The following is a 26,138-nucleotide window of genomic DNA, read 5'->3' on the forward strand; positions in this document are numbered from 1 at the left end:
CGCCCACGACCGCAGGAGCACGACCTTGGCCGATACGACGAACAATCTCCCGCCCCGCTATCTGAGGACGCCCGAAGCCGCGCGCTTCCTCGGCCTCTCGGGCCGCACGCTCGAAAAGCACCGCTATTTCGGGACCGGTCCTGCCTATCGCCGCATCGGCGGGCGGGTGATCTACTCGGTCGACGATCTTCAGGCGTGGGCCGATCTCGGCACCAAGCATTCGACCAGCGATCCCGGCCAGAACGACCTTCTGCCGCGCGAAGGCTCGGCATTCGCTCAGAGCCGCAAATGACGCGCCTGCCGGTGAGCCTCCAAAAGCTCGATCCTAACGGTCTGACGCATGTCGAACTGACCTGGATCGAGAAGCGGATCGAGCACTGGATCCGCTTCGGCCGCGTGGCCAAGGATCAGATAATTGACCGCCGCCGTCGTATCGTCAGCTTCCGTCCCGGCGCGATCTTCGCGTTCGTCCGTTGGGCGGCCAACGATTACGGGACGATCATGTCGCGCGTCGATGTGGTGCGTGCGGTTGCCGCGAACGAACCGTTCACGACGCTGCCGTTCGTTCGTCCCGGTGGCGAGATTCTGCTCTCCATCCAAGGCTGGCCGAAGGTTTCAAAGGTGCTCGCCGCCATCGATACCACCGATGCGGCGGGCGTCGATCCGTGCGACGCCGCGCCCGATCACTGGCGCCATGTTCACAATCGGATCACCGCCGGACAGGAGCCGCGTGCCTATACACTGGAACGCCACCGCGCTTGGCTCAAGCGAAGGAAGGCCGAGGGATGACCCGCCGGTTCTACATCCGTGCGACGGCGATCGCCGCAACGCTGTTCGCTGCCGGCTACACCGCCATTGCGATCAATGATCCCCTGCCACGCGTCATTTGGAATGCCAGCGCCAGCGTTCCGATCGGGTTCTATCGCATCACGCCGGATAACGATCCGCCCGTCGGTTCGCTGGTCGCGGTCGCTCCGCCCGAGCAACTCGCGCGCTGGATGACCGAGCGCGGCTATCTCGGCGAGGACGTACCGCTTCTGAAGCACGTCCTCGGCAAGTCCGGCGCTGGTGTATGCCGAATCGGCGACATCGTCAGCGTGGATGCGCGCCCGGTTGCAACCGCGCTTTCAAGTGACAGGCTTGGGCGCCCGCTGCCGGTCTGGCAGGGCTGCCGCACGCTTCGCGACGGCGAACTCTTTCTTCTCAATCCTGCGCATCCCGACAGTCTCGACGGCCGCTATTTCGGTCCGTTGGAGGCGTCCAGCGTGCTCGGTCATGCGCGTCCGATCCTCACACGCAATGCGCCCGGCGCGTCGCTCCAATGGCGTTTCGGGCGCCCCTGATCCCGCAACCGATTCAACCCATGAAAGGACATTCCCATGCAGATCGGCAACTTCATCCGCACCGACAATGGCTATGAAGGTATGATCGAAACGGCGACGCTCGACCTCCGTATCTCGCTCGTTCCGGCCGAAAGCAACGACACCGACAAGGCGCCCGACTGGCGCATCCATCGCGGTTCCGATGCCGAGGGACCGGAGATCGGAGCGGGCTGGAACGAAACCGGCGAGCGTGCCGGCGATTACGTCTCGCTGCGCATCGACGATCCCGCCTTCGCGCAGCCGCTACGTGCCGCTCTGTTCCGAAACGAAGTGGACAATTCGTCCTGGGTGCTGCGCTGGACCCGTCCGCAACCGCGCCGCGAGCGGGACTGAGGCCGTGCGGTCGCGTCGTCTGCTCCCTGTCATCCTGCTGCTGGCAAGCATCACCGCGCCGGGCACTACTATTGCGCAGGACGTGCCTGCGAGCCGTGCGGCCATGAGCCATCCCTATGCGGGCCATGTCGTCGAAGCCGCGCAGCGTTTCGGCATTCCAGAGGCGTGGATATGGACTGTCATGCGGGTAGAATCCGGCGGCAGGCGCAATGCCGTCTCGCGCGCCGGTGCGATGGGCCTGATGCAGATCATGCCCGGCACCTGGGCGCAGCTGCGTGCGCGCCATCGGCTCGGCTCCGATCCATTCGATCCGCGCGCGAACATCATGGCGGGCGCGGCCTATCTGCGCGCGATGTACGACCGCTATGGCAATGTGACCGCCATGCTCGCGGCCTATAATGCGGGGCCCGGACGCTATGATCAGTATCTTGCGCGCGGTCGTCCGCTGCCCGCTGAAACGCGCGCCTATCTCGCCAAGCTCGCGCCGATTTCGGGCACCTCGGGCGCGGTGCAGGTCGCGGCGGCGTCGCTTCCTGATCCGCATGCCTGGCGCCGCGCCGGACTGTTCGTCCGCACCGCGAGCGCAGTTGACGTGCGTTCCGAGAGGCATTCGTCCGACCATCTCGCGACAACTCATTATGCAGGTGATCTGCAGCCCGAAAGTTCGCAGACCGCCCGCGGTGAGGCGAAGGAACCGCAATTACCCGCGCCGACGGACACGCTGTTCGTCCCCCGCGCCGGCGCGGGCCGACCGCAATGATTGCCGCTGTCCGCGACATCATGTCTCCATCTGAGAAGAAGGGAGGAGGAGCTGGAATACCGGGTAGGAGACGATTGCAAGATACAAGGCGCACCCCGTTTCGCCGGAAAAGGCAGGCTTTTCCTTGGCTTACTATGGGGGCGTCGGTCGGCGAGCGTGCCGCTCGGAAGGAAAAAGGTAAAGATTTCAAGGCTTCGAATGGCACCATAGGCCGTTTTTGGCGGAAAGCGGCCCGGTCATGAGCGAGGACAGTGACTTTCGCATCCGGCTGGGCAAGGCGAACCGCAGCAAGGCGCAAAACCGCAATGCGCGCGGTCTGGTCGCTGAGGTGCTGCGCGTCGCCGCGCTGCATGGCGGGACGAAGCGCAAAGGCTGGGGCGGACCGCGTCGGCGCGGCCGATCGAGCTTTGGCAGTGGCCGCACGGCGTTTGCCCGAGGCCGTCTGTTCGGCTCGGGCCGACGCGTCCTTGTGAAGGCGCTCCCGGTCCGCCACCGCATCGGCGGCCGACGCATGGCGCCTCTGACCGCCCACATCGCCTATTTGAAGCGCGAGGGCGTCACCCGCGATGGCTCGCCTGCGGGTTTGTTCGCTGTCGATCGCGACAATGCCGACGACCGTGGGTTCGCCGAACGCTGCCAGGACGACCGGCATCATTTCCGCATCATCGTCTCGCCCGAGGACGCGGCGGACCTCACCGACCTGCGCGAATATACGCGCGACCTCGCACGCCAGATGGAAGCCGACCTCGACACGCAGCTCGACTGGGTCGCGGTCGATCACTGGAACACCGATAATCCGCATGTCCATCTGCTGGTGCGCGGGGTCAACGAGCGCGGCGAGGATCTCGTCATCGCGCGCGACTATATCGGTCACGGCTTGCGTTCGCGCGCCGAGGAACTGGCGCTCGCCGAACTCGGGCCGAAACCTGAGCATGAGGTGCAGCGCGCGCTTGATCGCGAGGTATCCGCCGAGCGATGGACGCCCCTAGATTACGCAATCGACCGCGCCGCCGATGAGATGGGGGTGATCGACCTGCGCCCCGAGCGCGCCGGACCCAACGATCCACGGCTGCGCCGATTGATGATCGGTCGCTTGCAATACTTGGAGAATATGGGCCTTGCCGCCGAAGGTGAGCCCGGGCAATGGGCGGTGGCCGGAGGCGCACGCGACCAACTACGCGAACTAGCCGCGCGCGGCGACATCATCCGCACGATTGGTCGGGCCCTCAAAGAGCAAGGTCAGGATCGGGCGCTCGACAGCTACGCCGTCGTAAGTGGCGCGCCGGAAAAGCCAATCGCCGGGCGGTTGATCGACAAGGGACTGCACGATGAATTGACCGGCAGCGCCTATGCCGTGATCGACGGCACCGACGGGCGCACCCACCATGTCCGGTTGCCCGGCATCGAGGCGATGGAGCACAGCCCGAACTCAGGCGGCATCGTCGAATTGCGCGCGGTCGCAACGCGGGATGGCAATAAGTCCATACCTTTCCTCGCCACGCGCTCCGATCTCGATCTTGCGGAACAGGTCAAGGCGCACGGTGCGACCTGGCTCGACCATCGACTGATCGAGCGCGGCACCGACATTGCCGACGCCGGGTTCGGCACGGAAGTGCGCCGGGCGATGGATGCGCGTACCGATCATCTAGTGAGCGAGGGGTTGGCGCGGCGCTTCGGCGAGCGCACCGTCTTCGAGCGCGGTTTGCTCGACAGGCTCCGCAAGCGCGAGCTGGACAGCGTCGGCGGGAAGATCGCGGGCGAGACCGGACTCCCCTACCGGCCGACGCAAGCCGGCGAAAAGGTCGCGGGCGTGGTCCGCCAGCGCCTCGCGCTCTCCTCGGGCCGTTTCGCGATGATCGATGACGGTCTCGGCTTCCGCCTCGTCCCCTGGTCGAGCGGCATCGAGCGTCAGCTCGGGCGCGAGATATCGGGCGTAGTGCGTAGCAGCGGCAGCGTCGATCTCATGCTCGGTCGCAAGCGCGGCCTTGGCCGGTAAGCGGGAAAGGAGCCAGCCATGTCTGCCACAAAAATCCTCTGGGGCCAGATCATCGCGGTCTTCCTGATCGTGCTCGCCGGGGTCTGGGGCGCAACGCAGTGGACAGCCGCGGCGCTGGCCTATCAGCCCGAACTCGGGCCGCCGTGGTTTGTCGCGTTCGATCAGCCGGTCTACCTGCCGCCCGCCTTCTTCTGGTGGTGGTTCTCGTTCGATGCTTATGCGCCCGAGATTTTCAGGACAGGCGCATTTATCGCCGGCTCGGGCGGCTTCGCCTCAATCGCGGTCGCTATTGCCATGTCGGTGTGGCGGGCGCGCGAGATGAAGAACGCTGAAACCTATGGCTCGGCGCGCTGGGCGAGCGAGCGCGAGGTGCGCGCCGCCGGTCTGCTTGATTCTGACGGAGTGGTGCTGGGCAAGCTCGGTCGCGATTTTTTGCGCCACGACGGACCCGAGCATGTGCTGTGCTTCGCGCCGACGCGTTCCGGCAAGGGCGTCGGGCTGGTAATCCCGTCGCTGCTAACCTGGCCCGGTTCGGCGATCGTCCACGACATCAAGGGCGAGAACTGGCAACTGACCGCTGGCTTTCGCGCGCGGCATGGTCGCGTGCTGCTGTTCGATCCGACCAATGCCGCATCGACTGCCTACAATCCACTTTTGGAGGTACGGCGCGGCCAGTGGGAGGTGCGCGACGTGCAGAATGTTGCCGACGTGCTGGTCGATCCGGAGGGCAGCCTCGAGCGCCGCAACCATTGGGAAAAGACGTCGCACGCGCTTCTGGTGGGAGCGATCCTCCATGTCCTTTATGCTGAGCCCGACAAGACGCTCGCTGGCGTGGCGTCGTTTCTTTCCGATCCCTCGCGTACCATCGAACAGACGCTGGCCGCGATGATGGCGACGCCGCATCTGGGCGAGGCAGGTGTTCATCCCGTCGTCGCCAGCGCGGCGCGTGAATTGCTGAACAAGTCCGACAACGAACGGTCGGGCGTGCTCAGCACCGCCATGTCCTTTCTCGGGCTATACCGCGATCCCGTCGTCGCCAAGGTTACGCGCGCCTGCGAATGGCGCATATCCGATTTGGTGGAAGGCGAACGCCCCGCGACGCTCTATCTGGTCGTGCCGCCAAGCGACATATCGCGGACCAAGCCGCTCATTCGCCTCATTCTCAACCAGATCGGGCGCCGCCTCACCGAGGAGCTGACGCCGAAGCGTAACCGTCATCGCGTGCTGCTGATGCTCGACGAATTTCCTGCGCTTGGGCGGCTCGACTTCTTCGAGTCCGCGCTCGCGTTCATGGCCGGCTATGGCCTCAAGAGCTTTCTGATCGCGCAGTCGCTCAACCAGATCGAGAAGGCATATGGGCCGAACAACGCGATCCTCGATAACTGCCATGTCAGGGTAAGCTTTGCGACCAATGACGAGCGGACCGCCAAGCGCGTGTCCGACGCGCTCGGAACCGCGACCGAGATGCGGGCTATGAAAAACTATGCCGGGCATCGCTTGTCGCCCTGGCTTGGGCATTTGATGGTCTCGCGCCAGGAAACGGGACGGCAGTTGCTGACACCCGGCGAGGTGATGCAATTGCCACCAGACGACGAGATCGTGATGGTGGCGGGCGTTCCTCCGATCCGCGCGAAGAAAGCGCGCTATTTTACGGATCGCCGTTTCACGGAAAGGCTTGTCGATGCGCCAGCGCTGAAAGCTGGAAAAGTGCGTTCCGACGACTGGACCGGCAAACAGGCCGCGGCCGATGCCAGCCAGGTCGCGCGCATTGTGCTCAATGCCGAAGACGCCGCCAACGGTGGATTGCGCCGCGAGCCCGAATTGCACGAGCATATCGCGGCCGAGCCGAAGGATGTCTCGCCTGCCGAGGAATTTGCGATCGTCGAGGACGATCCTGACGAGGTGGCGCGGGCATCGGCATTGCGCCGCAAAGCGAAAGGTCTGGCGCGGCAGGCCTCGCTCGATCCGAACGACGGCATCCATCTGTAGGAGAAGTCATGCGAACCCGGCTCAATGTCTATTTTCCGCCCACGCTTGCCAAGCAGGTCAGCGAATTGGCGATCCGCAAGCGCATTTCGCGTTCGGCGATCATTGAGGCGGCGGTCACCTCCTATATGTCGCCCGATGGGTCGGACCGCCTGGAAGCGGCGTTCGCGCGCCGGCTCGACCGGCTTTCGCGTCAGGTGCAGCGTTTGGAGCGAAATACCGGTCTGACCATCGAAACGCTGGCGCTGTTCGTGCGGTTCTGGCTCGCAGTGACGCCTCCCCTCCCGGAAGAGGATCAGGCAAGCGCACAGATCAAGGGGCGAAAGCGCTACGATGGGTTCATCGAAACACTCGGGCGCCGGTATGCCAGCGGCAAAACGTTGCTCGACGAAATTCCCGAGGACGTGTGGCCGCGAACTGATAATGACTATCCGAATTACGATGACAATAGGTCAAGCTGATCGGTTTCGATCTTGAGCTTAGCCATTCGGCGCTTCAGCACTGCTACCCAAAGCGCCCATTAGCGAGCAACGGAACATCGTTGGCTAAGCGCCTCAATGTCTGTGATAGCGGATTGCCTGACTACCGCATGAAAGCGGACATACTTGCCTATGGGACTCAAAGGCCGGGCCTGGGACGAAGCCGCTGTTCCCAATTCACAGGTTGAACGGCCACTCTTGTCAGAAGCGGAATGTCAGCGCTCGCCTAGGCGGCTTGGCAGAATGACGAAAACTGGGCCGCCTGCATACCGCCCGGTTTAGGTAACCACGGGGGGGAAGCCGCCATTCGGCGAGCGCCCCGCATCGTCGAGCTTGGTGTGAGCTGTTTGGAGACCTGCCTATACGATCCCTGCAAAATGGGCGACAAAGACTTAGCGTTGATTGAACGTCCAACTGATCGCGTTCGATCCATCCATCAAAGAGATAGTCGCGGTCAACGCCTGCCCGTCCCGAATATATGTGATGCGTTGGGGAAAGTCGTGTTTGGGGTTTTCGAAGGTCGCACTTCCGCTTTCCATTCGAATGAGAGGAAAGTAGACCGGTGATCCTCCTCGTGGCTGCGCCACATAAGTCGGCTTACCATACCGGTCCGTTTCTATTCGCAGAAACTCAAATTCGAGGACCTTGTCAGCTTTTACGGACAGGCTGGTTCCGAGCATCATCCCGCCGCGAGGTATGCTCCAGCGTTCTTCGGTCCATACCCCGCCAGCGTCGCTCATCCACTCGCCCGACAACCAGGCGAGGTCGGCAACCTGGGCACATGCGGGGGCTGAAGCGGTAAGAGCTATTGCAGCCAACATCGCCTGTATTTTCATATCTGGTCCTCCTTGTCCGCTTGGTATTGTAGGAGCCAACCAACTTTAGTCTTGAACCCACACGACAGTCTTAGGGTATATGGGGCAATGGATTACCAAGAGCAGTTGTCGCCTACTCATCTCGCTGGGCTGATCAAAACGCGATGGACGCTGCGCGGCACCGGGAAAGCCGTGAATTGGGTCGAGCAAAATGCCACGCCTGACGGCTGCATTGAGGTAATTTTCAGGTCACAAGGGCGCTCGTCATGGAAGAGCGAGCAGCCGAGCCGCTTTGTGGTAGGTCTCATCACTCGTTCCCAACCATTCCAGATCAGCGGTGACGCGTCCTTCGACGCAATACGATTATGGCCATGGGCGGTGAGCCTCTTCTCCGATCTTCCCCTCGGCAGCCTTGCCGATCGATGGGCCCCTTGGGATGGTCCCAGCATTCCCGAGATAGTCCGTGTCTTGGAAAATTCACCGAGACGCAACCGTGAGGGGATAGCGATACTCGGCGCTACCACCGTGGCTGAGATGAGCAGTCGATGCGGACGTAGCCCGAGGCGGTTGCAGCGCTGGTTTCAACGAAATGTAGGCCTGCCGCCGCGGAAATTTCTCCAGCTTCGGCGCTTTCAAAGCGCGTTCGAAACTCTTCCCTGCTGTGACAATCTTGCAGATCATGCGGCCGAATACGGCTTTGCGGACCAGGCACATATGACACGAGAGATCAAACGCCTCTCTGGCGCCTCACCTAAGGCTGCACTCGACCGGGCAAAGGGGCCTTTTCTTCGTTGATCCGGCGGGTTCTCTAGGGGTTGTGGGAATCAGGATTCCCATTTTGCCGAAGATATGATTTACCATTCGGATGGAGCGCTTTGTACTGACCGACGCCCAATGGGCAAAGATGGAACCTCACTGTCTGGGCAAGCCGACGGACCCCGGACGCAGCAGATGATCATCCGGCACGTAATCCTCGATGCGGAAGCCGTAGAACAGCGCCTCCTGCATCATCATCCGCTTGCCGATCATCAGCCTGATCTCCGCCTGCGAAGACTGAATCAGGACTTCACGTCGTTCGCAAGCGAGATTTTTCAACGGAATAAGGGCGATTTGCTGACGATCTGCCTCTGAGGATCCCATCGGCAGCTTCTCTCAGGAGCAAACATTCGGACTTCGCTCAGGAACGACCAAAGTTGGTTGAGATCTGCCGGCCATAACTGCCTTATTGGACGACTGCTTTCCGCCCTGCAGCGTCGCGAACCCGCTTTTCAGCGAACGGCCCAGACCTCAGTATCAAGCAAATGTCCGTTTCCTACCAAGTATTTTGCGGCCGATCGATTCGGGCATTGCCGATCGGGATGGGCTGTCGCTTATGGTGTGCCGTGACCTACGTTTCCGCCCTGAGTAAGTAGCTGCCGCCGCCTCTACTACGCCGCGAACTATCTGTTGCACCAAGCACTTTGGTGCGTCTCTTGATGTGCCCCGACAGCCGGGCGGCAGTTCGCCCGGCACGATTAAAGGGGCCGAACCTTGACCGTCCAATCGATCCGATCCGAAGCGAACATGCGCGGTGCGCGGATGCTGCGCACCGCGCTCGGGCCATCGATCGCGTCCTGGCTCGAAGATCCGGCTGTGATCGAGGTGATGCTGAACCCGGACGGTCGGTTGTGGCTCGATAAGCTCGGCGCGGGACTCGGCGATACCGGCATGACGCTTAGTGCGGCAGATGGCGAACGGATCGTCCGCCTCGTGGCACACCATGTCGGCGTCGAAGTCCATGCAAGGTGTCCTCGCGTCTCAGCAGAACTGCCCGAAGGCGGCGAACGTTTCGAGGGTCTGCTACCGCCAGTCGTCGCCGCACCAGCTTTTGCGATCCGCAAGCCCGCCGTCGCCGTCTTCACGCTCGACGATTATGGGGAGGCCGGAATCATGTCGGCGGGCGAAGCCAGGATGCTGCGCGAAGGCGTCGTCGCCCGCGCCAATATCCTCGTCGCTGGCGGCACCGGCAGCGGGAAGACCACACTGGTCAATGCGCTGCTGGCGGAGGTTGCCAAGACCGACGACCGCATCGTGCTGATCGAAGACACGCGCGAGCTGCAATGCGCCGCGCCTAACCTTGTCGCCATGCGGACCAAGGAGGGGGTCGTCTCACTGTCCGATCTTGTCCGCTCGTCTCTACGTCTCCGCCCTGATCGCATCCCCATTGGCGAGGTGCGCGGCGCGGAAGCCCTGGATTTGCTCAAAGCCTGGGGAACCGGCCATCCCGGCGGTATCGGCACCATCCACGCCGGGACCGCACTCGGTGCGCTCCGCCGCATGGAGCAACTTATCCAGGAGGCCGTGGTCACGGTCCCGCGCGCGCTGCTCGCCGAGACCATCGACCTCGTCGCCGTCCTCGTCCGCGACGGGCACGGCCGCCGCCTCGCCGAACTGGCCCGCGTCGACGGGCTTGATGCGGCCACCGGAGATTACCGGCTGACCTCCCTCACAACCCTCAACCGTGGAGACCACAAATGACTTATGCCCTCCGGCGTGGTGCGAACCGCGCCATGCTTGCCGCCACTGCCAGCCTGATCGCGCTGACCCTTGCCGTTCCGGCCCAAGCCGGCGGATCGTCGATGCCGTGGGAAGCCCCGCTCCAGTCGATCCTTGAAAGCATCGAAGGACCGGTGGCGAAGATCATCGCAGTGATGATCATCATCATCACCGGCTTGACGCTGGCGTTCGGCGATACCTCGGGCGGCGCGCGCCGGCTGATCCAAATCGTGTTCGGCCTTTCGATCGCGTTTGCCGCTTCGAGCTTCTTCCTTTCCTTCTTCAGCTTCGGCGGCGGGGCGCTGGTGTGATGGAAAGCGGTGAGCCGATGCCAGGCTACTATGCGCCGGTCCACCGCGCGCTGACCGAGCCGATACTGCTTGGCGGCGCGCCGCGAGCGCTCGCCATCGTCAACGGAACGCTGGCGGGCGCGATTGGCCTTGGCTTACGCCTGTGGATCGCAGGCATCGTCATTTGGATCATCGGCCACGCTCTAGCCGTCTGGGCTGCACGCCACGATCCGCAATTCGTGGACGTCGCACGCCGGCACCTGCGCTTCCCGACATGGATGCAGCCATGATGAAATTGCGCGAATACAGCAACAAGGCGGCGCACCTCGCCGACTTCCTGCCGTGGGCCGCGCTAGTCGGCGAAGGCGTCGTGCTCAACAAGGACGGCTCATTCCAGCGCACCGCAAGTTTCCGCGGTCCCGATCTCGATAGCGCAACGCCCGCCGACCTGGTGGCGACGACGGCGCGATTGAACAACGCGCTGCGGCGCCTAGGTTCGGGCTGGGCGATCTTCGTCGAGGCGCAGCGCAGACCGGCGCTCGATCATCCGGAAAGCGACTTTCCCGATCCGGTGTCGGCGCTGGTCGACACGGAGCGTCGAGAGCAGTTCCGGGAAGAGGGCAGCCATTTCGAGAGCCGCTACTTCCTGACGCTGCTCTGGATGCCGCCCGCCGAGGACGCCGCGCGCGCCGAAGGCTGGCTCTTCGAGGGCCGTTCGACCTCCGGCGCCGATCCGTGGGAAATGCTCAAGAGCTTCACCGATCGCAGCGACCGCGTGCTCAACCTGGTCGAGGGCTTCGTGACCGAGGTCCGCTGGCTCGATGACGCCGAGACGCTGACCTACCTGCACAGCACCATCTCGACCCGTCGCCAGCGCGTGCGCGTGCCGGAAACACCGATGCACCTCGACGCGCTGCTCGCCGACGAGCCACTGACGGGCGGGCTCGAACCGTGCTTGAGTGAGCATCATCTGCGGACGCTGACTGTCGTGGGTTTCCCTAGCGTCACATTCCCCGGCCTGCTCGACGAACTCAACCGGCTCGCCTTCGAATATCGCTGGTCCACCCGCGCGATCATGCTCGACAAGAGTGACGCGACGAAGCTGCTCACGAAGATACGCCGGCAATGGTTCGCCAAGCGCAAGTCGGTCGCGGCGATCCTGAAGGAGATCATGACCAACGAGGCGTCGACGCTGCTCGATAGCGACGCCTCGAACAAGGCGGCCGACGCCGACACTGCCCTACAGGAGCTGGGCGCCGACTATGCGGGCATGGCCTATGTCACCGCGACGGTGACGGTATGGGACCGCGATCCCGCCATTGCGGCTGAAAAGCTGCGGCTGATCGAAAAGGTCATCCAGGGTCGCGACTTTACCGTGATCCCCGAGGGCATGAACGCGATCGAGGCGTGGTTGGGGAGCCTGCCCGGTCACACCTACGCCAACGTCCGCCAACCTCCCATCTCGACCATCAATCTCGCCCACCTGATCCCCCTGTCAGCGGTATGGGCGGGACCGGAACGGGACGGGCATTTCGGCGCTCCCCCCTTGCTTTACGGCAAGACCGAAGGCTCGACCCCGTTCCGGTTTTCCCTTCACGTCGGCGATGTCGGCCATACGTTCATCATAGGTCCGACCGGCGCCGGTAAATCGGTGCTGCTCGCGCTGATGGCGATGCAGTTCCGCCGCTACGAAAGTGCCCAGGTCTTCGCCTTCGATTTCGGCGGCAGCATCCGTGCCGCCGCGCTCGGTATGGGCGGCGACTGGCAGGATCTCGGCGGGATGCTCGCCGACGAGATTGGCGATGGCGTGCAGCTGCAGCCGCTTGCGCACGTCGACCACCCGGCGGAGCGGGCTTGGGCCGCCGAATGGCTGTCGGCGATCCTCGCCTCTGAAGGGGTGGCGGTCGATCCACAGGCCAAGGAGCATATCTGGTCGGCGCTCGGCTCATTGGCGTCCGCGCCTATGCAGGAGCGGACGCTGACTGGTCTGGCCGTCCTATTGCAGAGTCAGCAGCTCAAGCAGGCGCTTCAGCCTTACTGCGTCGGTGGGCCGTGGGGCCGGCTGCTTGACGCCGAGGCCGAGAGGTTGGGCGAAGCATCGGTCCAGGCATTCGAGACCGAAGGCCTGGTCGGTGCCGGGTCGGCTGCCGCGGTGCTGTCCTACCTGTTCCACCGGATCGAAGGGCGGCTCGACGGCTCGCCGACGCTCATCATCATCGACGAAGGCTGGCTCGTGCTCGACAGCCCGGACTTCGCCGCGCAACTCCGCGAGTGGCTGAAAACGCTGCGTAAGAAGAATGCCAGCGTCGTCTTCGCCACGCAGAGTCTCGCCGATATCGAGACCTCGAGCATCGCTTCGGCCATCATAGAAAGCTGCCCGACGCGCATCTTCCTGCCGAACGAGCGCGCGGCCGAGCCGCAGATCGCCGCCATCTACGAGCGGTTCGGATTGAACGCGCGGCAGATCGAGATACTCAGCCGGGCTACTCCGAAGCGCGATTACTATTGTCAATCACGGCGGGGCAATCGGCTGTTCGAGCTGGGGCTCGGCGAAGTCGCACTCGCCTTCGCCGCGGCCTCCTCGAAGACCGACCAGCTCAAGATTGCTGAATTGATCGAGGCGCATGGGCAGTCCGCCTTCGCCGCCGAATGGCTGCGCCACCGCGGCTGCGCCTGGGCGATCGACCTCCTTCCCGCATCCGAATCTTCATCGCCGGCGCGCGACCGGGAAGACGCGCACCCGCTCCTCGAAAAGGAACCCCAGATATGACTCAATCCATGTTGCGCCGCGCTTTGATGGCGGGCGCCCTTGCCACGACCAGCGTGTTCGGCGTCGTCGCCATGACCACACCCGCGCACGCCCAGTTCGGCGGCATCGTCTACGATCCCAGTAACTATGCGCAGAACGTCTTGACCGCCGCCCGCACGCTCGAACAGATCAACAACCAGATCCGGAGCCTCCAGAACGAGGCGCAATCGCTGTTGAACGAGGCACGTAATCTCACCTCGCTGCCGCTGAGCCAGCTGCAGGAAGTGCAGACCCAGTTCCAGCGCACCCAGCAATTGCTTGGGCAGGCACAGCGGCTGGCCTACGATGTCCAGCAAATCGATCAGACCTTTGCCCAGAGCTATCGCGGCACCAACCTGTCTGGCTCGGACCGGCAACTCGTCGCCGACACGCAGGCGCGCTGGCAAACCAGCGTTGCGGCGTTCGAGGATGCGCTCAAGGTGCAGGCGGGCGTCGTCGGCAATATCGACGGATCGCGCGCGAGCTTGGAACGGCTCGTCACCGCGAGCCAGTCCGCAACCGGCGCGCTCCAGGCAGCGCAGGCCGGTAACCAGCTCGTCGCGCTCCAGTCGCAGCAACTCGCTGACCTCACGGCGCTGATGGCGGCGCAGGGCCGCGCGCAGGCGCTCGACATGGCCGAGCGCGCCGCCGCCAAGGCACAGGCGCGCGAGCAGCTTCGCCGCTTCCTCACCCCGCGTGTCGGCTACGAGCCCGGCAACGCCCGCATGTTCCGCGACTGAGACGCGTCATGGAACCCAAGCTCCTCGTGCGCATCGGCGCCATCATCTTCGTCGCCATCGCGATCACCATGACGGCGATCGAGATGAGCCGCGCGCCCGAGCCGTCGCGCGAGGAGCCTGTTGCCCCTGTTGCAGCGAACGAAACCGATCCGTTGCTGATCGAATTGCGCCGCTGCCAGGCGCTCGGCGCCGCGGGCGCCGATGATCGCGACTGTCTACGCGCCTGGGCGGAGAACCGGCGGCGCTTCCTCGCACCCGGCGCTCGGCCGATGGCACGCATCGACGACACCCCGGCGGAGGGCAACTGACATGGGCGGGACCGGCGTCGTCGATCGCTTTCTCGATGTCTTCACCCGCTATATCGATAGCGGGTTCGGATTGCTCGGCGGCGAAGTCGCGTTCATCGCCACCACCCTGATCGTCATCGACGTAACGCTGGCCGCGCTGTTCTGGACCTGGGGCGCTGACGACGACATCCTCGCCCGCCTCATCAAGAAGACGCTCTTCGTCGGCGTCTTCGCTTACATCATCGGCAACTGGAACAGCCTCGCGCGCATTGTGTTCGAGAGCTTTGCGGGCCTGGGGCTCAAGGCTTCCGGTACGGGTTTCACCGCAGCCGAATTGCTCCAGCCCGGCCGCGTTGCGCAGGTCGGGCTCGACGCCGGACAGCCGATCCTCGAATCCATTTCCGACCTTATGGGCTGGGTCGCCTTCTTCGAGAACTTCATCCAGATCGCCGTACTGCTGATCGCCTGGCTGTTCGTCATTCTCGCCTTCTTCATCCTTTCGATCCAGCTCTTCATCACGCTCATCGAGTTCAAGCTCGCAACGCTCGCCGGCTTCGTGCTTATCCCCTTCGGCCTCTTCGGCAAGACCGCCTTCATGGCCGAACGCGTGCTGGGGCTGGTGATCTCTTCGGGTATCAAGGTGCTCGTGCTCGCGGTCATCGTCGGCATCGGCTCCACGCTGTTCGAGGAGTTCCGCGCAGGGTTCGGCGGCGTGCAGCCGACGATCGAGGACGCGATGACCATCGTGCTCGCCTCGCTCTGCCTATTGGGTCTCGGCATCTTCGGCCCATCGATCGCCAACGGCATCGTCTCGGGCGGCCCGGCGCTGGGCGCGGGTGCGGCGGCGGGAACCGCACTCGCCGCAGGCGGTGTGGTGGTTGGCGGAGCCGCCGCTGCCACGCTCGGCACCGGTGCTGCGCTAGGTGCTGCCGCCGGAGCCGCAAAGGGCACCGCCTTCGCCGCGGGCGGGGCGCGCAGCGCCTACGCGCTGGGTTCGGCCGGAAAGAGCGGTGGTGCGGCGTTGGCGGGCGGAGCCGCAGGCGTCGGCAAGGCCGCGTTCGGCGCGGCCACCTCGCCCCTTCGCAGGGCGGCTTCCTCCCTGAAGGACAGCTACCGTTCGGGCGGTCGCGCAGGCGCTACCGCCGCTGGCGCGACATTTTCGGGCAGTGCGCCGTCCGCCGCTTCCGCTCCCGATGGCCAACCCGCTTGGGCCGCCGCCATGAAGCGCCGTCAGACCATGTCCCACGGCGCGACCGTCGCCGCCCATACGCTGCGCTCGGGCGACGGCGGGGGCGGCGGCGCCTCGGTCGATGTCAGAGAGAAGGATTGACGCAATGTTCCAACGACCCTCCATCCGCTACGGCCAGACGCCCGAACCGGTGACCCCCTACCAGCGCGCGGCACAGGCCTGGGACGACCGCATTGGTTCGGCTCGCGTCCAAGCGAAGAACTGGCGGCTCGCCTTCTTTGGAACGCTCGCCCTCTCAGGCGTGCTTACGGGCGGACTCGTCTGGCAATCGGCGCGCGGACATATCGTGCCCTGGGTGGTCGAGGTCGATGCGCTCGGGCAGGCGCAGGCGGTCGCGCCCGCCGAGGCCGGCTACAGCCCGACCGATCCGCAGATCGCGTTCCATCTGGCGCGCTTCATCGAGCAGGTGCGCTCGGTTCCCGCCGATCCTGTGATCGTGCGGCAGAACTGGCTGCGCGCCTACGACTTTACCACCGATCGCGGCGCGCTGGCCTTGAACGATTACGCCCGCGCCAACGACCCCCTCGCCGAGGTCGGCAGAGTGCAGGTCGCGGTCGAAGTCTCCAGCGTCATCCGCGCCTCGCCCGACAGCTTCCGCGTCGCCTGGACCGAGCGCCGCTATCAGGACGGGAGCCTCACCGCCACCGAACGCTGGTCGGCGATCCTCACGACCGTCGTGCAGCCGCCGCGCACGCCTGACGCGCTGCGCAAGAACCCCCTTGGCATATTCGTCAACGCCCTCAACTGGTCGAAGGAGCTGTCGCAATGACGCACCCATCAATTCAACGCGCTGCTCCAGCGACGTTGCTCGTCTCCGCGATTGGCCTTGCCGGCTGCGCCACCACCTCCGATGCGCCGGATATTGCCTATGACGATCCACCTCAGGAAATCCTGGTATTGTCTGCGCCCGAGCCGGCGCGACCGGTCCAAGTGGTCGCAATCCCTGAACCGCTGCCGCTGCCCGGCCAGTTGAAACCGGTGCCGGACGGCGAGCCGGAACCCGAACCCGCCGATCCGCGCCGCCGCATCGGCGCCGCCAACGATGCGGCGCGGGTGCAGCCGGTACGCGATGGGTTCCTCAACGCGATCCAGCTCTACCCCTGGACTGACGGCGCGCTCTATCAGGTCTATACAGCGCCCGGGCAGGTGACCGACATCGCCTTGCAAGAAGGCGAACAACTGGTCGGGCCGGGACCGGTCGCGGCGGGCGATACGGTGCGCTGGATCATCGGCGATACGGTGAGCGGCAGCGGACCCGCAGCGCGTGTCCATATCCTCGTCAAGCCGACTCGTCCGGATCTCGCCACCAATCTCGTCGTCAACACCGACCGGCGCACCTATCATCTCGAACTGCGGGCGACGCCGTCGACCTATATGGCCTCGGTCTCCTGGACCTATCCGCAGGACGAGCTGATCGCGCTTCGCGGTGCCAATGCCGCAGCGGCGGCGACCGCGCCGGTGGCGAGCGGCGTCGATATCGCTTCGCTCAATTTCCGCTACCGGATCGAGGGCGACCGTGTTCCCTGGACACCCTTGCGCGCCTTCGATGACGGGCGGCAGGTGTTCATCGAGTTTCCGCAAGGGATTGCGCAGGGCGAGATGCCGCCGCTCTTCGTGACCGGTGCGGCGGGCGATGCTGAACTCGTCAATTACCGCGTGCATGGCCGCTACATGGTGGTCGACCGCCTGTTTGCCGCCGCCGAGCTGCGCTTGGGCGACCGCCGCAGTGAGCGGCGCGTACGGATAATCCGCGCCGATGGCCTGGAGCGGCGGCGATGAGCGACGATCAGGACAAGATCGCGTTCGACCCGGATGGGGCGGATGAGCTGGACCAATCGCACGAAATTCCGCTACGCGCGCCTGCCGATCCGCGACCGTTTCAGCTGCGGGGCGATGCGCCGCGTGTCGTGCGCCTGTCGCGTAGGGCTTTGGCCGTCATCGGCGGGATCGCGGGGCTCGGCGTTGGCGGCGCGCTGATCTACGCATTGCTACCCAGCGAAGACCGCCCATCGGAGGAGCTCTTCAATGTCGAGAGCCGCTCCGAAGCCGAGACCATCACCTCGGGTCCACGAGACTATGCAGAAGTTCCCCAGCTCGGCCCGCCGCTTCCCGGCGATCTTGGCGGACCGATCGTCGCGGCTCAGGAGCGGGCTGAGGATGTGCCGCTGCCGCCGGTCGGCACGCAGGTGCCGCCGCCTGATCCACGCGCGCAGGCTGCCGAGGCCGCTCGTCAGCGTGCCGCACAGGAACGCGACGCCGCGCGCACAAGCAATGTATTTCTCGGTGGAACCGGTGGCGGAGGGGTGCTGTCAGAAGCCAATCCGTCGTTCCCGAGCCTGACTGTCGCTCCCGCAGGCTCGGATGCCGGGCCACAGCCTGTGGCTGCAGCGCAAAGCAATGCGTCGAACAGGCGCGCCTTCTTAGAGCGCGCGTCCGACCGACGCACGGCCAGCGCTGAACGGCTGACAAGGCCCCTATCGCCGAACGTCGTCCAGGCTGGCAGCATCATTCCGGCCGCGCTCATTACGGGGATCCGCTCCGATCTTCCCGGACAGATCACCGCCCAGGTAACCGCCAATGTTTATGACAGTCCGACGGGTCGCATCCTGCTGATTCCACAGGGATCGCGGCTCATCGGCAACTATGACAGCGATATCGCCGCCGGGCAGACCCGCGTGCTGCTCGCTTGGGACCGGCTAATCCTCCCCGGCGGGCGCTCGATCGCGCTTGATCGCCAGCCGGCCGCAGACGGCGCCGGGTTTGCCGGTCTGCAGGACGGCGTGAACCAGCATTTGGGCAATCTGTTACGCGCTGCCGCCATCTCAACGCTGCTCGGCATCGGCGCCGAACTCGGGGCGGACGGTGACGATGATCTCGTCCGTGCGCTGCGGCGCGGCAGCCAGGACACGATCAATCAGACCGGACAACGGATGGTGGATCGACAGCTCAATATCCAGTCCACGCTCACCATACGACCCGGCCATCCGCTCCGCGTGATCCTGACGCGCGACCTTGTCCTTGAGCCCATCGGAGAGATGCGATGACGAAACTCAAACTGGGGCCGCTGGTCGATGACAAGCCGGTCAAGTTGACCGTTGAGCTCCCTGCCGCCGTACATCGTGATCTTATCACCTACGCCGCTGCGCTCGCCGCCGAGACTGGCGGCGATGCCGTGTCGCCGGACAAACTGGTCAGGCCGATGATCGAGCGGTTCATGGCCACGGATCGCGGGTTCGCCAAACATCGGCGCTCGGCCAAATCCGCAGTTAGCCGCCGAGAAACCGGCGGCGGCGCTCCTCAGCCTCGACCTTGATGATTGCCTCTTCGGCGTTGGCGCATTCTGCATTGCGAACCGAGCTCTCGCGGCACCTTTCAACGATTTGCCGCGCGTCGTCGATATTGGCCTCGAAATACTGGACGCCGCGCGCTTCAGTGGATTTTGGCGCCAAGGGCGCGGTCGTTGATGTCGGAGGAGCATCGACAGGTCGTAACACGAACCCCGCGCCGAACCCGATCACGAGCACGCCGAACATGATGATGACGGTTTTGCCTTGCGTCATGGTGCTTCTCCCGAAGGCTGAATGTTCTCGGTGGTCGGTGTGCCAATCTCGAACGAGAGCGCATAGCGCTTGCGGACGAAGGCCAGGAATCGCTTCAAGGCAGGATTGGCGTTGTCATCCCGCCAGTATCCAGAATAGGCGACGAGTGCCGGTCCTTGTTCGCCATGCACAGGCCGATAGACGACGTTAGGATAAAGCGCTCCGGTCGCGCCCTCGCAGGCGACCGACAACATCCCAGTCTCGCCAAGAAAGCTCAGGATCGTCTCGCGGTTTACGGGGTGTAACTCGATGTCCGGACGCGCGCCCGACTGCCAGAGCCGCCCGATCAGCATGTCGCGGATTTCCGGGCCGGGATCGGCCGTTGGGAGCGCGAAGCGTTGGTCGCGCAAATCCACCCAGTTGACGACATCGCGCTCCGACAGCGCATGGCAGTTCGACATCGCGACAAAGACATGCTCGCTCCAGAACGAAGCGTGGCGGAAGTCGTCGCGGTGAACTTCGCCCATGAGGATGGCGATATCGATCTCGCCACTATCGAGTCCTGCGAAAAGCGCGCTACGACCCGTTTCGATCCCGTCAATCTCGACATCAGGGTTCTCTTGCCTTGCCGCGACTAACGTAGCGCGAAGATTGCCAGCGGATACCGAACTGTTGAACCCGAGCGTAAGGCCACCGGCGCGCCCCTTACCGGCCGCTCTGGTCGCGGCGAGCATGCGATCCGCGTTGGCGACCATGGTGCGGGCATTTCGCAGGAATCGTCTCCCGATTGTGGTGACGGTAACGCCTGCGCGGGTTCTGACGAAGAGTTCAGTGCCGATTGATCGTTCCAGTTTGAGGACCGCCCTGCTCAAGGTTGATTGCTCGATATCAAGGGCGCGGGCGGCCCGATAGAAGCTGCCGTGATCCGCCGCCGCAATCGCGTAACGAAGTTGGCGGATATTAAACGGCACAAAACCTCCCACCGCCAACCATTCCGCACTAGGATTCGGTTGCGGTTCTTTTATTATAAATTGCGCTCCACGACGACTGCATCGAAAATTCGGGAGGTTCGGGTTCTTTGAGTCGCCTTGACTCCACTAGGAAACCGTTCTTTCGACGCCCCGAACATCCCGGGATTGAATTGCGGCACTCTAATCGACTTTCGTCGAAACGTTGCATCGCACGTCGCTTTACAGCCTTAGGTCATTTTCTCTCCCATCGCCTGCCAGCCGATGTCGACCAAGGGGGGCTAGGTACACCGACTGGCAGGGGGCAGTGCCTGGCACTTCGGGAGGCACACCAGTTCCTGCCCAATCAAGCAATGCGAGCGACAAGTTGCGCTTAGAATTGCGTGTGGCCGACATCGCAACTGCCAAAATCACTCATAAAAGAATGAGCGCTCACTCCGAGTGAATAGGTGTTATTTTCAGGTTGGTCAAGCCTTCGGATAGCACTACGCATTTTGTCGCCATTGTTATGACTGATTGGTGCGACATATGCGGCATTCACGCATTTGCCTCGGGACGTATTCTAATGCGGGGACGAAAAAGAAGGCTGACAGGCGGCTGCGGAGTTGTAAGGGTAGCGGTCGGAAGGAGAGAGAATGAACCAGCCTTCAAAAAGGGATGCCAAGGGGAACGCGCCGCGAGACAGAATTATTGACGCTGCACGCAGGCTGTTTGGAGCACACGGCTTTCACGGGACTACCACTGACAAGCTTGCAACTGCGGCATCAGTAAGTGTTGGCCAGATATACCGTCTCTTCGAAGACAAAGATGACATCGTCCTCGCAATCGTCGAGAAAAATGTCGGTGATCGCGTCGGCGAAATGCGTGAAATCTTCGCTGCCGTCGAACGGAGCGAAATCTCGATGGTCGAGGCGATCAGGGCTGTCGCCAGGACCGCTCTGAAAGGCGAGGATGCAGGACTGTTCTACGAAATTTTAGCAGGAGCATGCCGCAACAGTTCCGTCGCAGACCGGCTTGAACCGATGATCGACGTTTACCGGGACGGTATCCAGCACCTCGCTGCTAGCGCACGGCCTGATGTGGGTCAGGCTGAACTAGGCGCCTATGTCGATATCATGATGGCATGCTTTATCGGCCTTGGTCATCGTACGGCGATTTCGCGATGCGTCGATATAGACGTGACCAGCGAGAACGCGGCCTGTGTGTTGATACGGGCACTGGGTCTTTCGCCCTCAATCTAAAAAAGACTTTGACAGGGATTTTTTGCTGAGCCTGGTTTGTAACGAGCTGAAATGCGGAAATTTCCGACTCTATCGGCTGATCCTACCGCAATTGCCTAGGATACCCTGAGGTAGCATAATTAGCAGGGCGCATCGCACCAGCGTCTGCATTGGCGAAGAATGCATCTTAATCCGCCCGGCGGACAGTCATAAGTCGCCTCCTACTGGGGCGTTGTGAACTGCAGGGCACTTCGATTGCCAACGGCATTCAGTATTCACGATATGCCCGGGTTTATTCCGCGTGACGCGGCCCGCCAGATGGTTGTTCTCAATTAAGCTGTTGCCAAGCGTACGCAACAACACTAATGCACTGCAGCATTATGGAGTGAGCGCTCATTCCTTTTTTATGCGGATTAGGAACGTTCCCCAAATGCCCTTGCCCAGCCCATTCAAAATCGCTCTGCTTTCCTGCGGTTTGTTGCTGTCTGCATGCAGCGCGTCGGAGCCGCAGGAGGCACTTCCTCCCGAAGTCGGCATCGTGGTACTCAAAGCAGAATCCGCAGTCATGACGAGCGAACTGCCTGGCCGGATCGTGGCGGTCGAAACATCCGAAGTGCGCCCGCAAGTGGATGGTGTGATTCGGCGAATGATGTTCGAAGAGGGCGCGTTCGTGCGAGCAGGGCAAGTTCTCTATCAGATAGAGGACGCGCCCTATCGGGCCGCATTGGCGAACGCGCAAGGGAGGCTCGCGCGTGCAGAGGCGGCGATAAACGCAACGCGGCTGCAGGCGGAGCGTTATCGTGATCTGGTCGAGATCAACGCCGTCAGCCGGCAGGAGGCCGATGATGCAGAGGCGGCTGCAGCGCAGGCGCGCGCGGACGTTACTGCGCAGCGCGCTGCCGTCGAGGCCGCCAAGGTCAATCTCGGCTTCACCCGGGTGCGAGCCCCCATTTCCGGACAGATCGGCCGCTCGTTGTTCACCCGCGGCGCGCTTGCGCAAGCGGGGCAGACGGAACCGCTCGCCACGATCCGGCGCACCGACACTGTTTACGTCGATATGGCGCAATCGGCGTCCGAAATTCTCGACATTCGCGATGCCATGGGAACTGGCGGGCTGTCCCGGTCCGCCGAAGGCGCCCGTGTCACTCTGCTGTTGCCTAACGGCAAGGCTTATCCGCTGGAAGGCAGATTGAAGTTTTCAGAGATTACCGCTGATCCTGAGACGGGGGCGGTCACCCTACGAGCCACTTTCCCGAATCCCGATGGGGAACTGCTGCCTGGACTGTATGTGCGTACTAAGTTGATCGACGGAGTGCGTCAGCAAGCCATTCTCGCGCCGCAACAGGGGATATTCCGTGACGAGCGCGGCCGCGCCCACGCATTGGTGATCGGAAAGGATAACAAGGTAGAGCAGCGCATCGTCACTGCTGGTTCCGCGATTGGAAATCGATGGGTGATCACGGGGGGGCTGCACGAGGGAGACAAGCTCATCGTCGAAGGACGCCAACGCGCCAGTCTGGGGGAAACGGTGCGGCCCAAGATTCTTCAACTCTCCTCGAAGAAAACAACGGCCGCTGAAGCCTCTCAGGCTTCGGGAAAGTAAAAGTCGATGTCCCGCTTCTTTATTGATCGCCCGATCTTTGCGTGGGTATTGGCTATTGTTGCGATGCTTGCGGGCGCGCTGGCTATTCGTGCGTTGCCTGTCGCCCAGTTTCCGACGATCGCGCCCCCCGTAATCAAGATCAGCACGCTTTATCCGGGGGCCGATGCCAAGACGCTGAACGATTCGACCACGGCGGTGATCGAGCAGCAGCTCAAGGGCATCGATCACATGCGCTACTTCCGTTCCACGAGCGATTCGGCAGGCAATCTGGCGACCAATATCACATTCGAACAGGGCACCGATCCCGACACCGCCCAGGTACAGGTCCAGAACAAGGTCCAACAGGCGATGGCGCTGCTGCCGCCGGAAGTGCAGCAGCAGGGGGTGAAGGTCGAGAAGTCGTCGTCGGCCTTTGCCTTGATTGTCACGCTGCGCTCGGCCGATGGCAGTCATGACCAGACCGACCTCGGCGATCTCATGGGCTCGAAGCTACAGGATCCGATCAGCCGCATCACGGGTGTGGGCACGACGCAGATCATCGGCACGCAATACGCAATGCGGGTTTGGGTGGATCCGATCAAGTTGGCCAATCTTCAGCTGACCTTTGGCGACATCAAGGATGCAATTCGCAAGCAGAACGCTCAGGTCTCGGCAGGCGAGATCGGCAATCTTCCTGCCCAGCCGGGGCAAGCGCTCAATGTTACGGTTTCCGCGCAATCGCGCCTGGAACGGCCCGAACAGTTCCGCAACATCCTCTTGCGCACAAACCCGGACGGATCGACAGTACGCCTCGGCGATGTCGCGAGGGTGGAAATCGGAGGCGAACTTTACAACTTCGACGCCCGCGTCAATGGCAAGCCTGCCGTGGGGCTGACCATCACTCTCGCGGCAGGCGCAAACGCTCTCGATACGATTGCAGCAGTGAAGGCCGAAATCGCCAGGCTGTCAAAGGATCTGCCACCCGATATCCGGATCGACTATCCATACGACATAACCCCCTTCGTTCAGCTGTCGGTGGAAGAGGTTGTGCACACGCTTATCGAAGCAGTCGTGCTCGTGTTCTTCGTCATGCTGTTGTTCCTCCAAAATCTCAGAGCCACGCTCATCCCGACCATTGCAGTGCCAGTCGTCCTGCTGGGCACTTTCGCCATTCTGCTTGCCCTGGGGTACTCGATCAACAGCCTGACACTGTTCGGCATGGTGCTGGCGATTGGCCTGCTGGTGGATGACGCCATCGTCGTAGTCGAGAATGTCGAGCGGTTGATACAGGAGGAGGGACTCTCGCCGGTCGAGGCCGCGCGCAGGTCCATGGATGAACTGAGCGGCGCACTTGTCGGCATCGGCGTGGTAATTGCGGCCGTGTTCTTGCCGATGGCGTTCTTCGGCGGTTCGGCCGGCATCATCTATCGGCAGTTTTCGATCACGATCGCTACATCGATGGCGCTCTCGGTGGTCGTCGCACTCATTTTCACGCCCGCACTTTGCGCGACCATCATGAAACCGTCCAATGGCATCCACAACGAACGCAGGGGCTTCTCCGGATGGTTCAACCGGACGTTTGATCGCGGTATTGAACGCTACGGTGAAGGCGTGCATGCGGTTAACCGGAACTGGAAACGATCAATGATGGTCTATGGGCTCGTCATCGCCGTTCTGGGCATACTATTCGCGCGCTTACCGGGCGGCTTCCTTCCCGATGAAGACCAAGGCATGATGATGGCCCAAGTGGTGCTGCCGACCGGTTCGACCATGGAACAGACGGCCGATGTCATGCGCCAGGTTGAAAGCACCTTCCTTTCTGGTGAAAAGGACAATGTAGAAACCGTGTTCAGCGTTGCCGGATTCGACGGCATCGGACAGGGTCAGAATGTTGCCGCCGCGTTTCTGAAACTTCGCGACTGGAGCGAGCGGCCTGGAAAGGAAAATACCTCGTCGGCCATTGCCGAGCGGGCCAATAAGGCGCTCGCGCAAATCCGTGGCGGTACCGCGATATCCTTTATTCCACCGGCCGTATTCGAACTGGGAAATGCAACCGGCTTCAATCTTCAGCTGACCGATAGGGGCGGCCTTGGACATGACCGGCTGATCGCCGCGCGCGACGAGCTGCTTGAACTGGCTCGAAAGGACCCTGTGTTAACCCAGGTCCGGCCAAGCGGTCTTGAAGACGTGTCGCAGTTAAAGTTGCATGTAGATCAGGCGCGAGCAGGTGCGCTCGGTCTTGACCAGGGCGACGTGAACGATGCCATCTCGACCGCGCTCGGCGGAAGTTATGTAAACGACTTTCTCGACCGTGGTCGGGTGAAAAAGGTCATGGTCCAGGCAGATGCTGCCTATCGCAGCAATCCTGCCGACATCGGCGACATCTATGTCCGGGGCTCATCAAGCCAGATGGTACCGATCTCGGCCATCGCCGACACGAGTTGGGGTTATGGTCCTGCGCGCCTCGAGCGTTACAATGGCCGTCCGGCTGTCGAAATCCTCGGCGCACCGGCGCCCGGTTACAGCAGCGGCGCGGCAATGAATCGGATGGAGGAACTGGCGAGGCAGCTACCGCCCGGCATAGGCCTCGAATGGAGCGGCATATCCTATGAAGAGCGTCTCGCAGGAGGGCAGGCCCCGGCGCTCTACGCCCTGTCGATCCTGATCATCTTTCTCGCGCTCGCAGCGCTCTACGAAAGCTGGTCGGTGCCGTTCGCCGTCATCCTCGTCGTGCCGATCGGTGCCATCGGCGCTCTCATGGCAGCCTGGCTGACCGGTCTGGCCAACGACATTTATCTGCAGGTGGGTCTCATCACGACTATTGGTGTGGCGTCAAAGAATGCGATCCTGATCGTCGAGTTCGCGGAGGAAAGAATGCGCGCCGGGCTCGATGCGGCAACGGCGGTCTACGAGGCGGCGAAGCTGCGCTTGCGCCCGATCCTGATGACCTCTTTGGCATTCGGCTTCGGTGTTCTGCCTCTGGCCTTGTCCACCGGTGCGGGATCGGGCGGCCAGAATGCCATCGGCCGAAGTGTTGTCGGAGGCATGTTCACCGCCACAGCGCTCGCCGTCTTCTTCGTGCCGTTGTTCTTCTTTTGGGAATTATATACTTGACTCCCCATTCTCCTAATCCTGTTTCTTTCGGCGGCGCTTCACGCGGCGCTCGATCTTCTTTGCCTGCTGGCCTTT

General features: G+C 62.9%; 27 protein-coding genes. 23 read left to right on the forward strand and 4 right to left on the reverse strand.

Annotated elements, in window-relative coordinates; all coding sequences use genetic code 11:
- Nucleotides 1-25 precede the first annotated feature (25 nt).
- From CHB69_RS12290 to CHB69_RS12325, 8 genes are all read left to right on the forward strand, one after another.
- On the forward strand, nt 26-292 hold the full coding sequence (locus CHB69_RS12290; RefSeq protein ID WP_089216284.1) for a helix-turn-helix transcriptional regulator: 267 nt from the start codon (nt 26-28) through the stop codon (nt 290-292).
- Nucleotides 289-789, forward strand: coding sequence for a DUF2840 domain-containing protein (locus tag CHB69_RS12295; RefSeq protein ID WP_089216285.1), 501 nt, complete (start codon nt 289-291; stop codon nt 787-789). The genes CHB69_RS12290 and CHB69_RS12295 overlap by 4 nt, the downstream gene beginning before the upstream one ends.
- Nucleotides 786-1,343 carry a S26 family signal peptidase gene (locus CHB69_RS12300; protein WP_089216286.1) on the forward strand — a complete coding sequence of 186 codons (558 nt, stop codon included), beginning with the start codon at nt 786-788 and terminating at the stop codon, nt 1,341-1,343. Before CHB69_RS12295 ends, CHB69_RS12300 begins: the two co-directional genes overlap by 4 nt.
- Nucleotides 1,344-1,379: 36 nt before the next feature.
- Nucleotides 1,380-1,715 (forward strand): DUF736 domain-containing protein, encoded by a 336-nt coding sequence (locus CHB69_RS20405; RefSeq protein WP_089216287.1) that lies wholly within the window; start codon nt 1,380-1,382, stop codon nt 1,713-1,715.
- Nucleotides 1,716-1,719: 4 nt separating this feature from the next.
- Complete coding sequence (locus tag CHB69_RS12310; RefSeq protein WP_245836746.1) at nt 1,720-2,475, forward strand: lytic transglycosylase domain-containing protein; 756 nt, start codon at nt 1,720-1,722, stop codon at nt 2,473-2,475.
- A gap of 238 nt (nt 2,476-2,713) precedes the next feature.
- The gene (locus CHB69_RS12315) at nt 2,714-4,471 is read left to right on the forward strand and encodes a relaxase/mobilization nuclease domain-containing protein (protein ID WP_089216333.1); all 1,758 of its coding nucleotides are present in this window, start codon (nt 2,714-2,716) and stop codon (nt 4,469-4,471) included.
- An 18-nt stretch (nt 4,472-4,489) separates the two neighbouring features.
- Complete coding sequence (locus CHB69_RS12320; protein WP_089216289.1) at nt 4,490-6,460, forward strand: conjugal transfer protein TraG; 1,971 nt, start codon at nt 4,490-4,492, stop codon at nt 6,458-6,460.
- 8 nt (nt 6,461-6,468) lie between these two features.
- Nucleotides 6,469-6,918, forward strand: a complete 450-nt coding sequence (locus CHB69_RS12325) for a ribbon-helix-helix domain-containing protein (protein ID WP_089216290.1) — start codon at nt 6,469-6,471, stop codon at nt 6,916-6,918.
- Nucleotides 6,919-7,328: 410 nt separating this feature from the next.
- On the opposite strand, the gene CHB69_RS12330 is transcribed toward CHB69_RS12325, so the two are convergent.
- A complete protein-coding gene (locus CHB69_RS12330; RefSeq protein ID WP_089216291.1) occupies nt 7,329-7,772 on the reverse strand; it encodes a DUF6265 family protein in 444 nt (147 codons plus the stop codon).
- A gap of 87 nt (nt 7,773-7,859) precedes the next feature.
- On the opposite strand from CHB69_RS12330, the gene CHB69_RS12335 reads away from it, so the two are divergent.
- Nucleotides 7,860-8,546 carry a helix-turn-helix domain-containing protein gene (locus CHB69_RS12335; RefSeq protein WP_089216292.1) on the forward strand — a complete coding sequence of 229 codons (687 nt, stop codon included), beginning with the start codon at nt 7,860-7,862 and terminating at the stop codon, nt 8,544-8,546.
- A 117-nt stretch (nt 8,547-8,663) separates the two neighbouring features.
- Here the strand turns inward: CHB69_RS12335 and CHB69_RS12340 are convergent, their stop codons facing one another.
- On the reverse strand, nt 8,664-8,891 hold the full coding sequence (locus CHB69_RS12340) for a hypothetical protein (protein ID WP_089216293.1): 228 nt from the start codon (nt 8,889-8,891) through the stop codon (nt 8,664-8,666).
- 390 nt (nt 8,892-9,281) lie between these two features.
- On the opposite strand from CHB69_RS12340, the gene trbB reads away from it, so the two are divergent.
- From trbB to CHB69_RS12395, 11 genes are read left to right on the forward strand one after another with little or no spacing between them, the layout of a single operon-like run.
- Nucleotides 9,282-10,268 carry a P-type conjugative transfer ATPase TrbB gene (gene trbB / locus CHB69_RS12345; protein ID WP_089216294.1) on the forward strand — a complete coding sequence of 329 codons (987 nt, stop codon included), beginning with the start codon at nt 9,282-9,284 and terminating at the stop codon, nt 10,266-10,268.
- Entirely contained in the window at nt 10,265-10,597 is a 333-nt protein-coding gene (locus CHB69_RS12350) for a TrbC/VirB2 family type IV secretion system protein (RefSeq protein WP_089216295.1), read from the forward strand. Before trbB ends, CHB69_RS12350 begins: the two co-directional genes overlap by 4 nt.
- Nucleotides 10,597-10,866 (forward strand): VirB3 family type IV secretion system protein, encoded by a 270-nt coding sequence (locus CHB69_RS12355; RefSeq protein ID WP_089216296.1) that lies wholly within the window; start codon nt 10,597-10,599, stop codon nt 10,864-10,866. Before CHB69_RS12350 ends, CHB69_RS12355 begins: the two co-directional genes overlap by 1 nt.
- Entirely contained in the window at nt 10,863-13,346 is a 2,484-nt protein-coding gene (trbE, locus tag CHB69_RS12360) for a conjugal transfer protein TrbE (RefSeq protein ID WP_089216297.1), read from the forward strand. The genes CHB69_RS12355 and trbE overlap by 4 nt, the downstream gene beginning before the upstream one ends.
- The gene (gene trbJ, locus CHB69_RS12365; RefSeq protein ID WP_089216298.1) at nt 13,343-14,104 is read left to right on the forward strand and encodes a P-type conjugative transfer protein TrbJ; all 762 of its coding nucleotides are present in this window, start codon (nt 13,343-13,345) and stop codon (nt 14,102-14,104) included. The genes trbE and trbJ overlap by 4 nt, the downstream gene beginning before the upstream one ends.
- 8 nt (nt 14,105-14,112) lie before the next feature.
- Nucleotides 14,113-14,412, forward strand: coding sequence for a putative entry exclusion protein TrbK-alt (trbK-alt, locus tag CHB69_RS12370; RefSeq protein WP_089216299.1), 300 nt, complete (start codon nt 14,113-14,115; stop codon nt 14,410-14,412).
- Nucleotide 14,413: 1 nt separating this feature from the next.
- Complete coding sequence (trbL, locus tag CHB69_RS12375) at nt 14,414-15,721, forward strand: P-type conjugative transfer protein TrbL (RefSeq protein ID WP_089216300.1); 1,308 nt, start codon at nt 14,414-14,416, stop codon at nt 15,719-15,721.
- Nucleotides 15,722-15,725: 4 nt separating this feature from the next.
- Complete coding sequence (trbF, locus tag CHB69_RS12380; protein WP_089216301.1) at nt 15,726-16,409, forward strand: conjugal transfer protein TrbF; 684 nt, start codon at nt 15,726-15,728, stop codon at nt 16,407-16,409.
- Nucleotides 16,406-17,419, forward strand: a complete 1,014-nt coding sequence (gene trbG / locus CHB69_RS12385) for a P-type conjugative transfer protein TrbG (protein WP_089216302.1) — start codon at nt 16,406-16,408, stop codon at nt 17,417-17,419. The genes trbF and trbG overlap by 4 nt, the downstream gene beginning before the upstream one ends.
- The gene (locus CHB69_RS12390; protein WP_089216303.1) at nt 17,416-18,684 is read left to right on the forward strand and encodes a TraB/TrbI/VirB10 family type IV secretion system protein; all 1,269 of its coding nucleotides are present in this window, start codon (nt 17,416-17,418) and stop codon (nt 18,682-18,684) included. Before trbG ends, CHB69_RS12390 begins: the two co-directional genes overlap by 4 nt.
- Complete coding sequence (locus CHB69_RS12395; protein WP_089216304.1) at nt 18,681-18,953, forward strand: DUF2274 domain-containing protein; 273 nt, start codon at nt 18,681-18,683, stop codon at nt 18,951-18,953. The genes CHB69_RS12390 and CHB69_RS12395 overlap by 4 nt, the downstream gene beginning before the upstream one ends.
- On the opposite strand, the gene CHB69_RS12400 is transcribed toward CHB69_RS12395, so the two are convergent.
- Both CHB69_RS12400 and CHB69_RS12405 read right to left on the reverse strand, forming a co-directional pair.
- Nucleotides 18,907-19,200 carry an EexN family lipoprotein gene (locus CHB69_RS12400; protein ID WP_089216305.1) on the reverse strand — a complete coding sequence of 98 codons (294 nt, stop codon included), beginning with the start codon at nt 19,198-19,200 and terminating at the stop codon, nt 18,907-18,909. The genes CHB69_RS12395 and CHB69_RS12400 overlap by 47 nt on opposite strands.
- Nucleotides 19,197-20,150: a LysR family transcriptional regulator gene (locus tag CHB69_RS12405; RefSeq protein WP_141133982.1), complete on the reverse strand. Its 954-nt coding sequence runs from the start codon at nt 20,148-20,150 to the stop codon at nt 19,197-19,199. Before CHB69_RS12405 ends, CHB69_RS12400 begins: the two co-directional genes overlap by 4 nt.
- 632 nt (nt 20,151-20,782) lie before the next feature.
- On the opposite strand from CHB69_RS12405, the gene CHB69_RS12410 reads away from it, so the two are divergent.
- The 3 genes from CHB69_RS12410 to CHB69_RS12420 all read left to right on the forward strand — a co-directional run bounded on the left by CHB69_RS12410 (nt 20,783) and on the right by CHB69_RS12420 (nt 26,063).
- Entirely contained in the window at nt 20,783-21,388 is a 606-nt protein-coding gene (locus CHB69_RS12410) for a TetR/AcrR family transcriptional regulator (RefSeq protein WP_089216307.1), read from the forward strand.
- A gap of 409 nt (nt 21,389-21,797) precedes the next feature.
- Nucleotides 21,798-22,970 carry an efflux RND transporter periplasmic adaptor subunit gene (locus CHB69_RS12415; RefSeq protein ID WP_089216308.1) on the forward strand — a complete coding sequence of 391 codons (1,173 nt, stop codon included), beginning with the start codon at nt 21,798-21,800 and terminating at the stop codon, nt 22,968-22,970.
- Nucleotides 22,971-22,976: 6 nt separating this feature from the next.
- On the forward strand, nt 22,977-26,063 hold the full coding sequence (locus tag CHB69_RS12420) for an efflux RND transporter permease subunit (RefSeq protein ID WP_089216309.1): 3,087 nt from the start codon (nt 22,977-22,979) through the stop codon (nt 26,061-26,063).
- The last annotated feature ends 75 nt before the right edge of the window (nt 26,064-26,138 follow it).

The organism is Sphingopyxis indica (assembly GCF_900188185.1).
Classification (GTDB): Bacteria; Pseudomonadota; Alphaproteobacteria; order Sphingomonadales; family Sphingomonadaceae; genus Sphingopyxis; species Sphingopyxis indica.

Bases quoted from the DNA above. Each gene is read 5' to 3' on its own strand.
- CHB69_RS12295 (WP_089216285.1), top strand. From the start codon at position 289: ATGACGCGCCTGCCGGTGAGCCTCCAAAAGCTCGATCCTAACGGTCTG.
- CHB69_RS12300 (WP_089216286.1), top strand. From the start codon at position 786: ATGACCCGCCGGTTCTACATCCGTGCGACGGCGATCGCCGCAACGCTG.
- CHB69_RS20405 (WP_089216287.1), top strand. From the start codon at position 1,380: ATGCAGATCGGCAACTTCATCCGCACCGACAATGGCTATGAAGGTATG.
- CHB69_RS12315 (WP_089216333.1), top strand. From the start codon at position 2,714: ATGAGCGAGGACAGTGACTTTCGCATCCGGCTGGGCAAGGCGAACCGC.
- CHB69_RS12320 (WP_089216289.1), top strand. From the start codon at position 4,490: ATGTCTGCCACAAAAATCCTCTGGGGCCAGATCATCGCGGTCTTCCTG.
- CHB69_RS12325 (WP_089216290.1), top strand. From the start codon at position 6,469: ATGCGAACCCGGCTCAATGTCTATTTTCCGCCCACGCTTGCCAAGCAG.
- CHB69_RS12330 (WP_089216291.1), bottom strand. From the start codon at position 7,772: ATGAAAATACAGGCGATGTTGGCTGCAATAGCTCTTACCGCTTCAGCC.
- CHB69_RS12335 (WP_089216292.1), top strand. From the start codon at position 7,860: ATGGATTACCAAGAGCAGTTGTCGCCTACTCATCTCGCTGGGCTGATC.
- CHB69_RS12340 (WP_089216293.1), bottom strand. From the start codon at position 8,891: ATGGGATCCTCAGAGGCAGATCGTCAGCAAATCGCCCTTATTCCGTTG.
- CHB69_RS12350 (WP_089216295.1), top strand. From the start codon at position 10,265: ATGACTTATGCCCTCCGGCGTGGTGCGAACCGCGCCATGCTTGCCGCC.
- CHB69_RS12355 (WP_089216296.1), top strand. From the start codon at position 10,597: ATGGAAAGCGGTGAGCCGATGCCAGGCTACTATGCGCCGGTCCACCGC.
- trbE (WP_089216297.1), top strand. From the start codon at position 10,863: ATGATGAAATTGCGCGAATACAGCAACAAGGCGGCGCACCTCGCCGAC.
- trbJ (WP_089216298.1), top strand. From the start codon at position 13,343: ATGACTCAATCCATGTTGCGCCGCGCTTTGATGGCGGGCGCCCTTGCC.
- trbK-alt (WP_089216299.1), top strand. From the start codon at position 14,113: ATGGAACCCAAGCTCCTCGTGCGCATCGGCGCCATCATCTTCGTCGCC.
- trbL (WP_089216300.1), top strand. From the start codon at position 14,414: ATGGGCGGGACCGGCGTCGTCGATCGCTTTCTCGATGTCTTCACCCGC.
- trbF (WP_089216301.1), top strand. From the start codon at position 15,726: ATGTTCCAACGACCCTCCATCCGCTACGGCCAGACGCCCGAACCGGTG.
- trbG (WP_089216302.1), top strand. From the start codon at position 16,406: ATGACGCACCCATCAATTCAACGCGCTGCTCCAGCGACGTTGCTCGTC.
- CHB69_RS12390 (WP_089216303.1), top strand. From the start codon at position 17,416: ATGAGCGACGATCAGGACAAGATCGCGTTCGACCCGGATGGGGCGGAT.
- CHB69_RS12395 (WP_089216304.1), top strand. From the start codon at position 18,681: ATGACGAAACTCAAACTGGGGCCGCTGGTCGATGACAAGCCGGTCAAG.
- CHB69_RS12400 (WP_089216305.1), bottom strand. From the start codon at position 19,200: ATGACGCAAGGCAAAACCGTCATCATCATGTTCGGCGTGCTCGTGATC.
- CHB69_RS12410 (WP_089216307.1), top strand. From the start codon at position 20,783: ATGAACCAGCCTTCAAAAAGGGATGCCAAGGGGAACGCGCCGCGAGAC.
- CHB69_RS12415 (WP_089216308.1), top strand. From the start codon at position 21,798: ATGCCCTTGCCCAGCCCATTCAAAATCGCTCTGCTTTCCTGCGGTTTG.
- CHB69_RS12420 (WP_089216309.1), top strand. From the start codon at position 22,977: ATGTCCCGCTTCTTTATTGATCGCCCGATCTTTGCGTGGGTATTGGCT.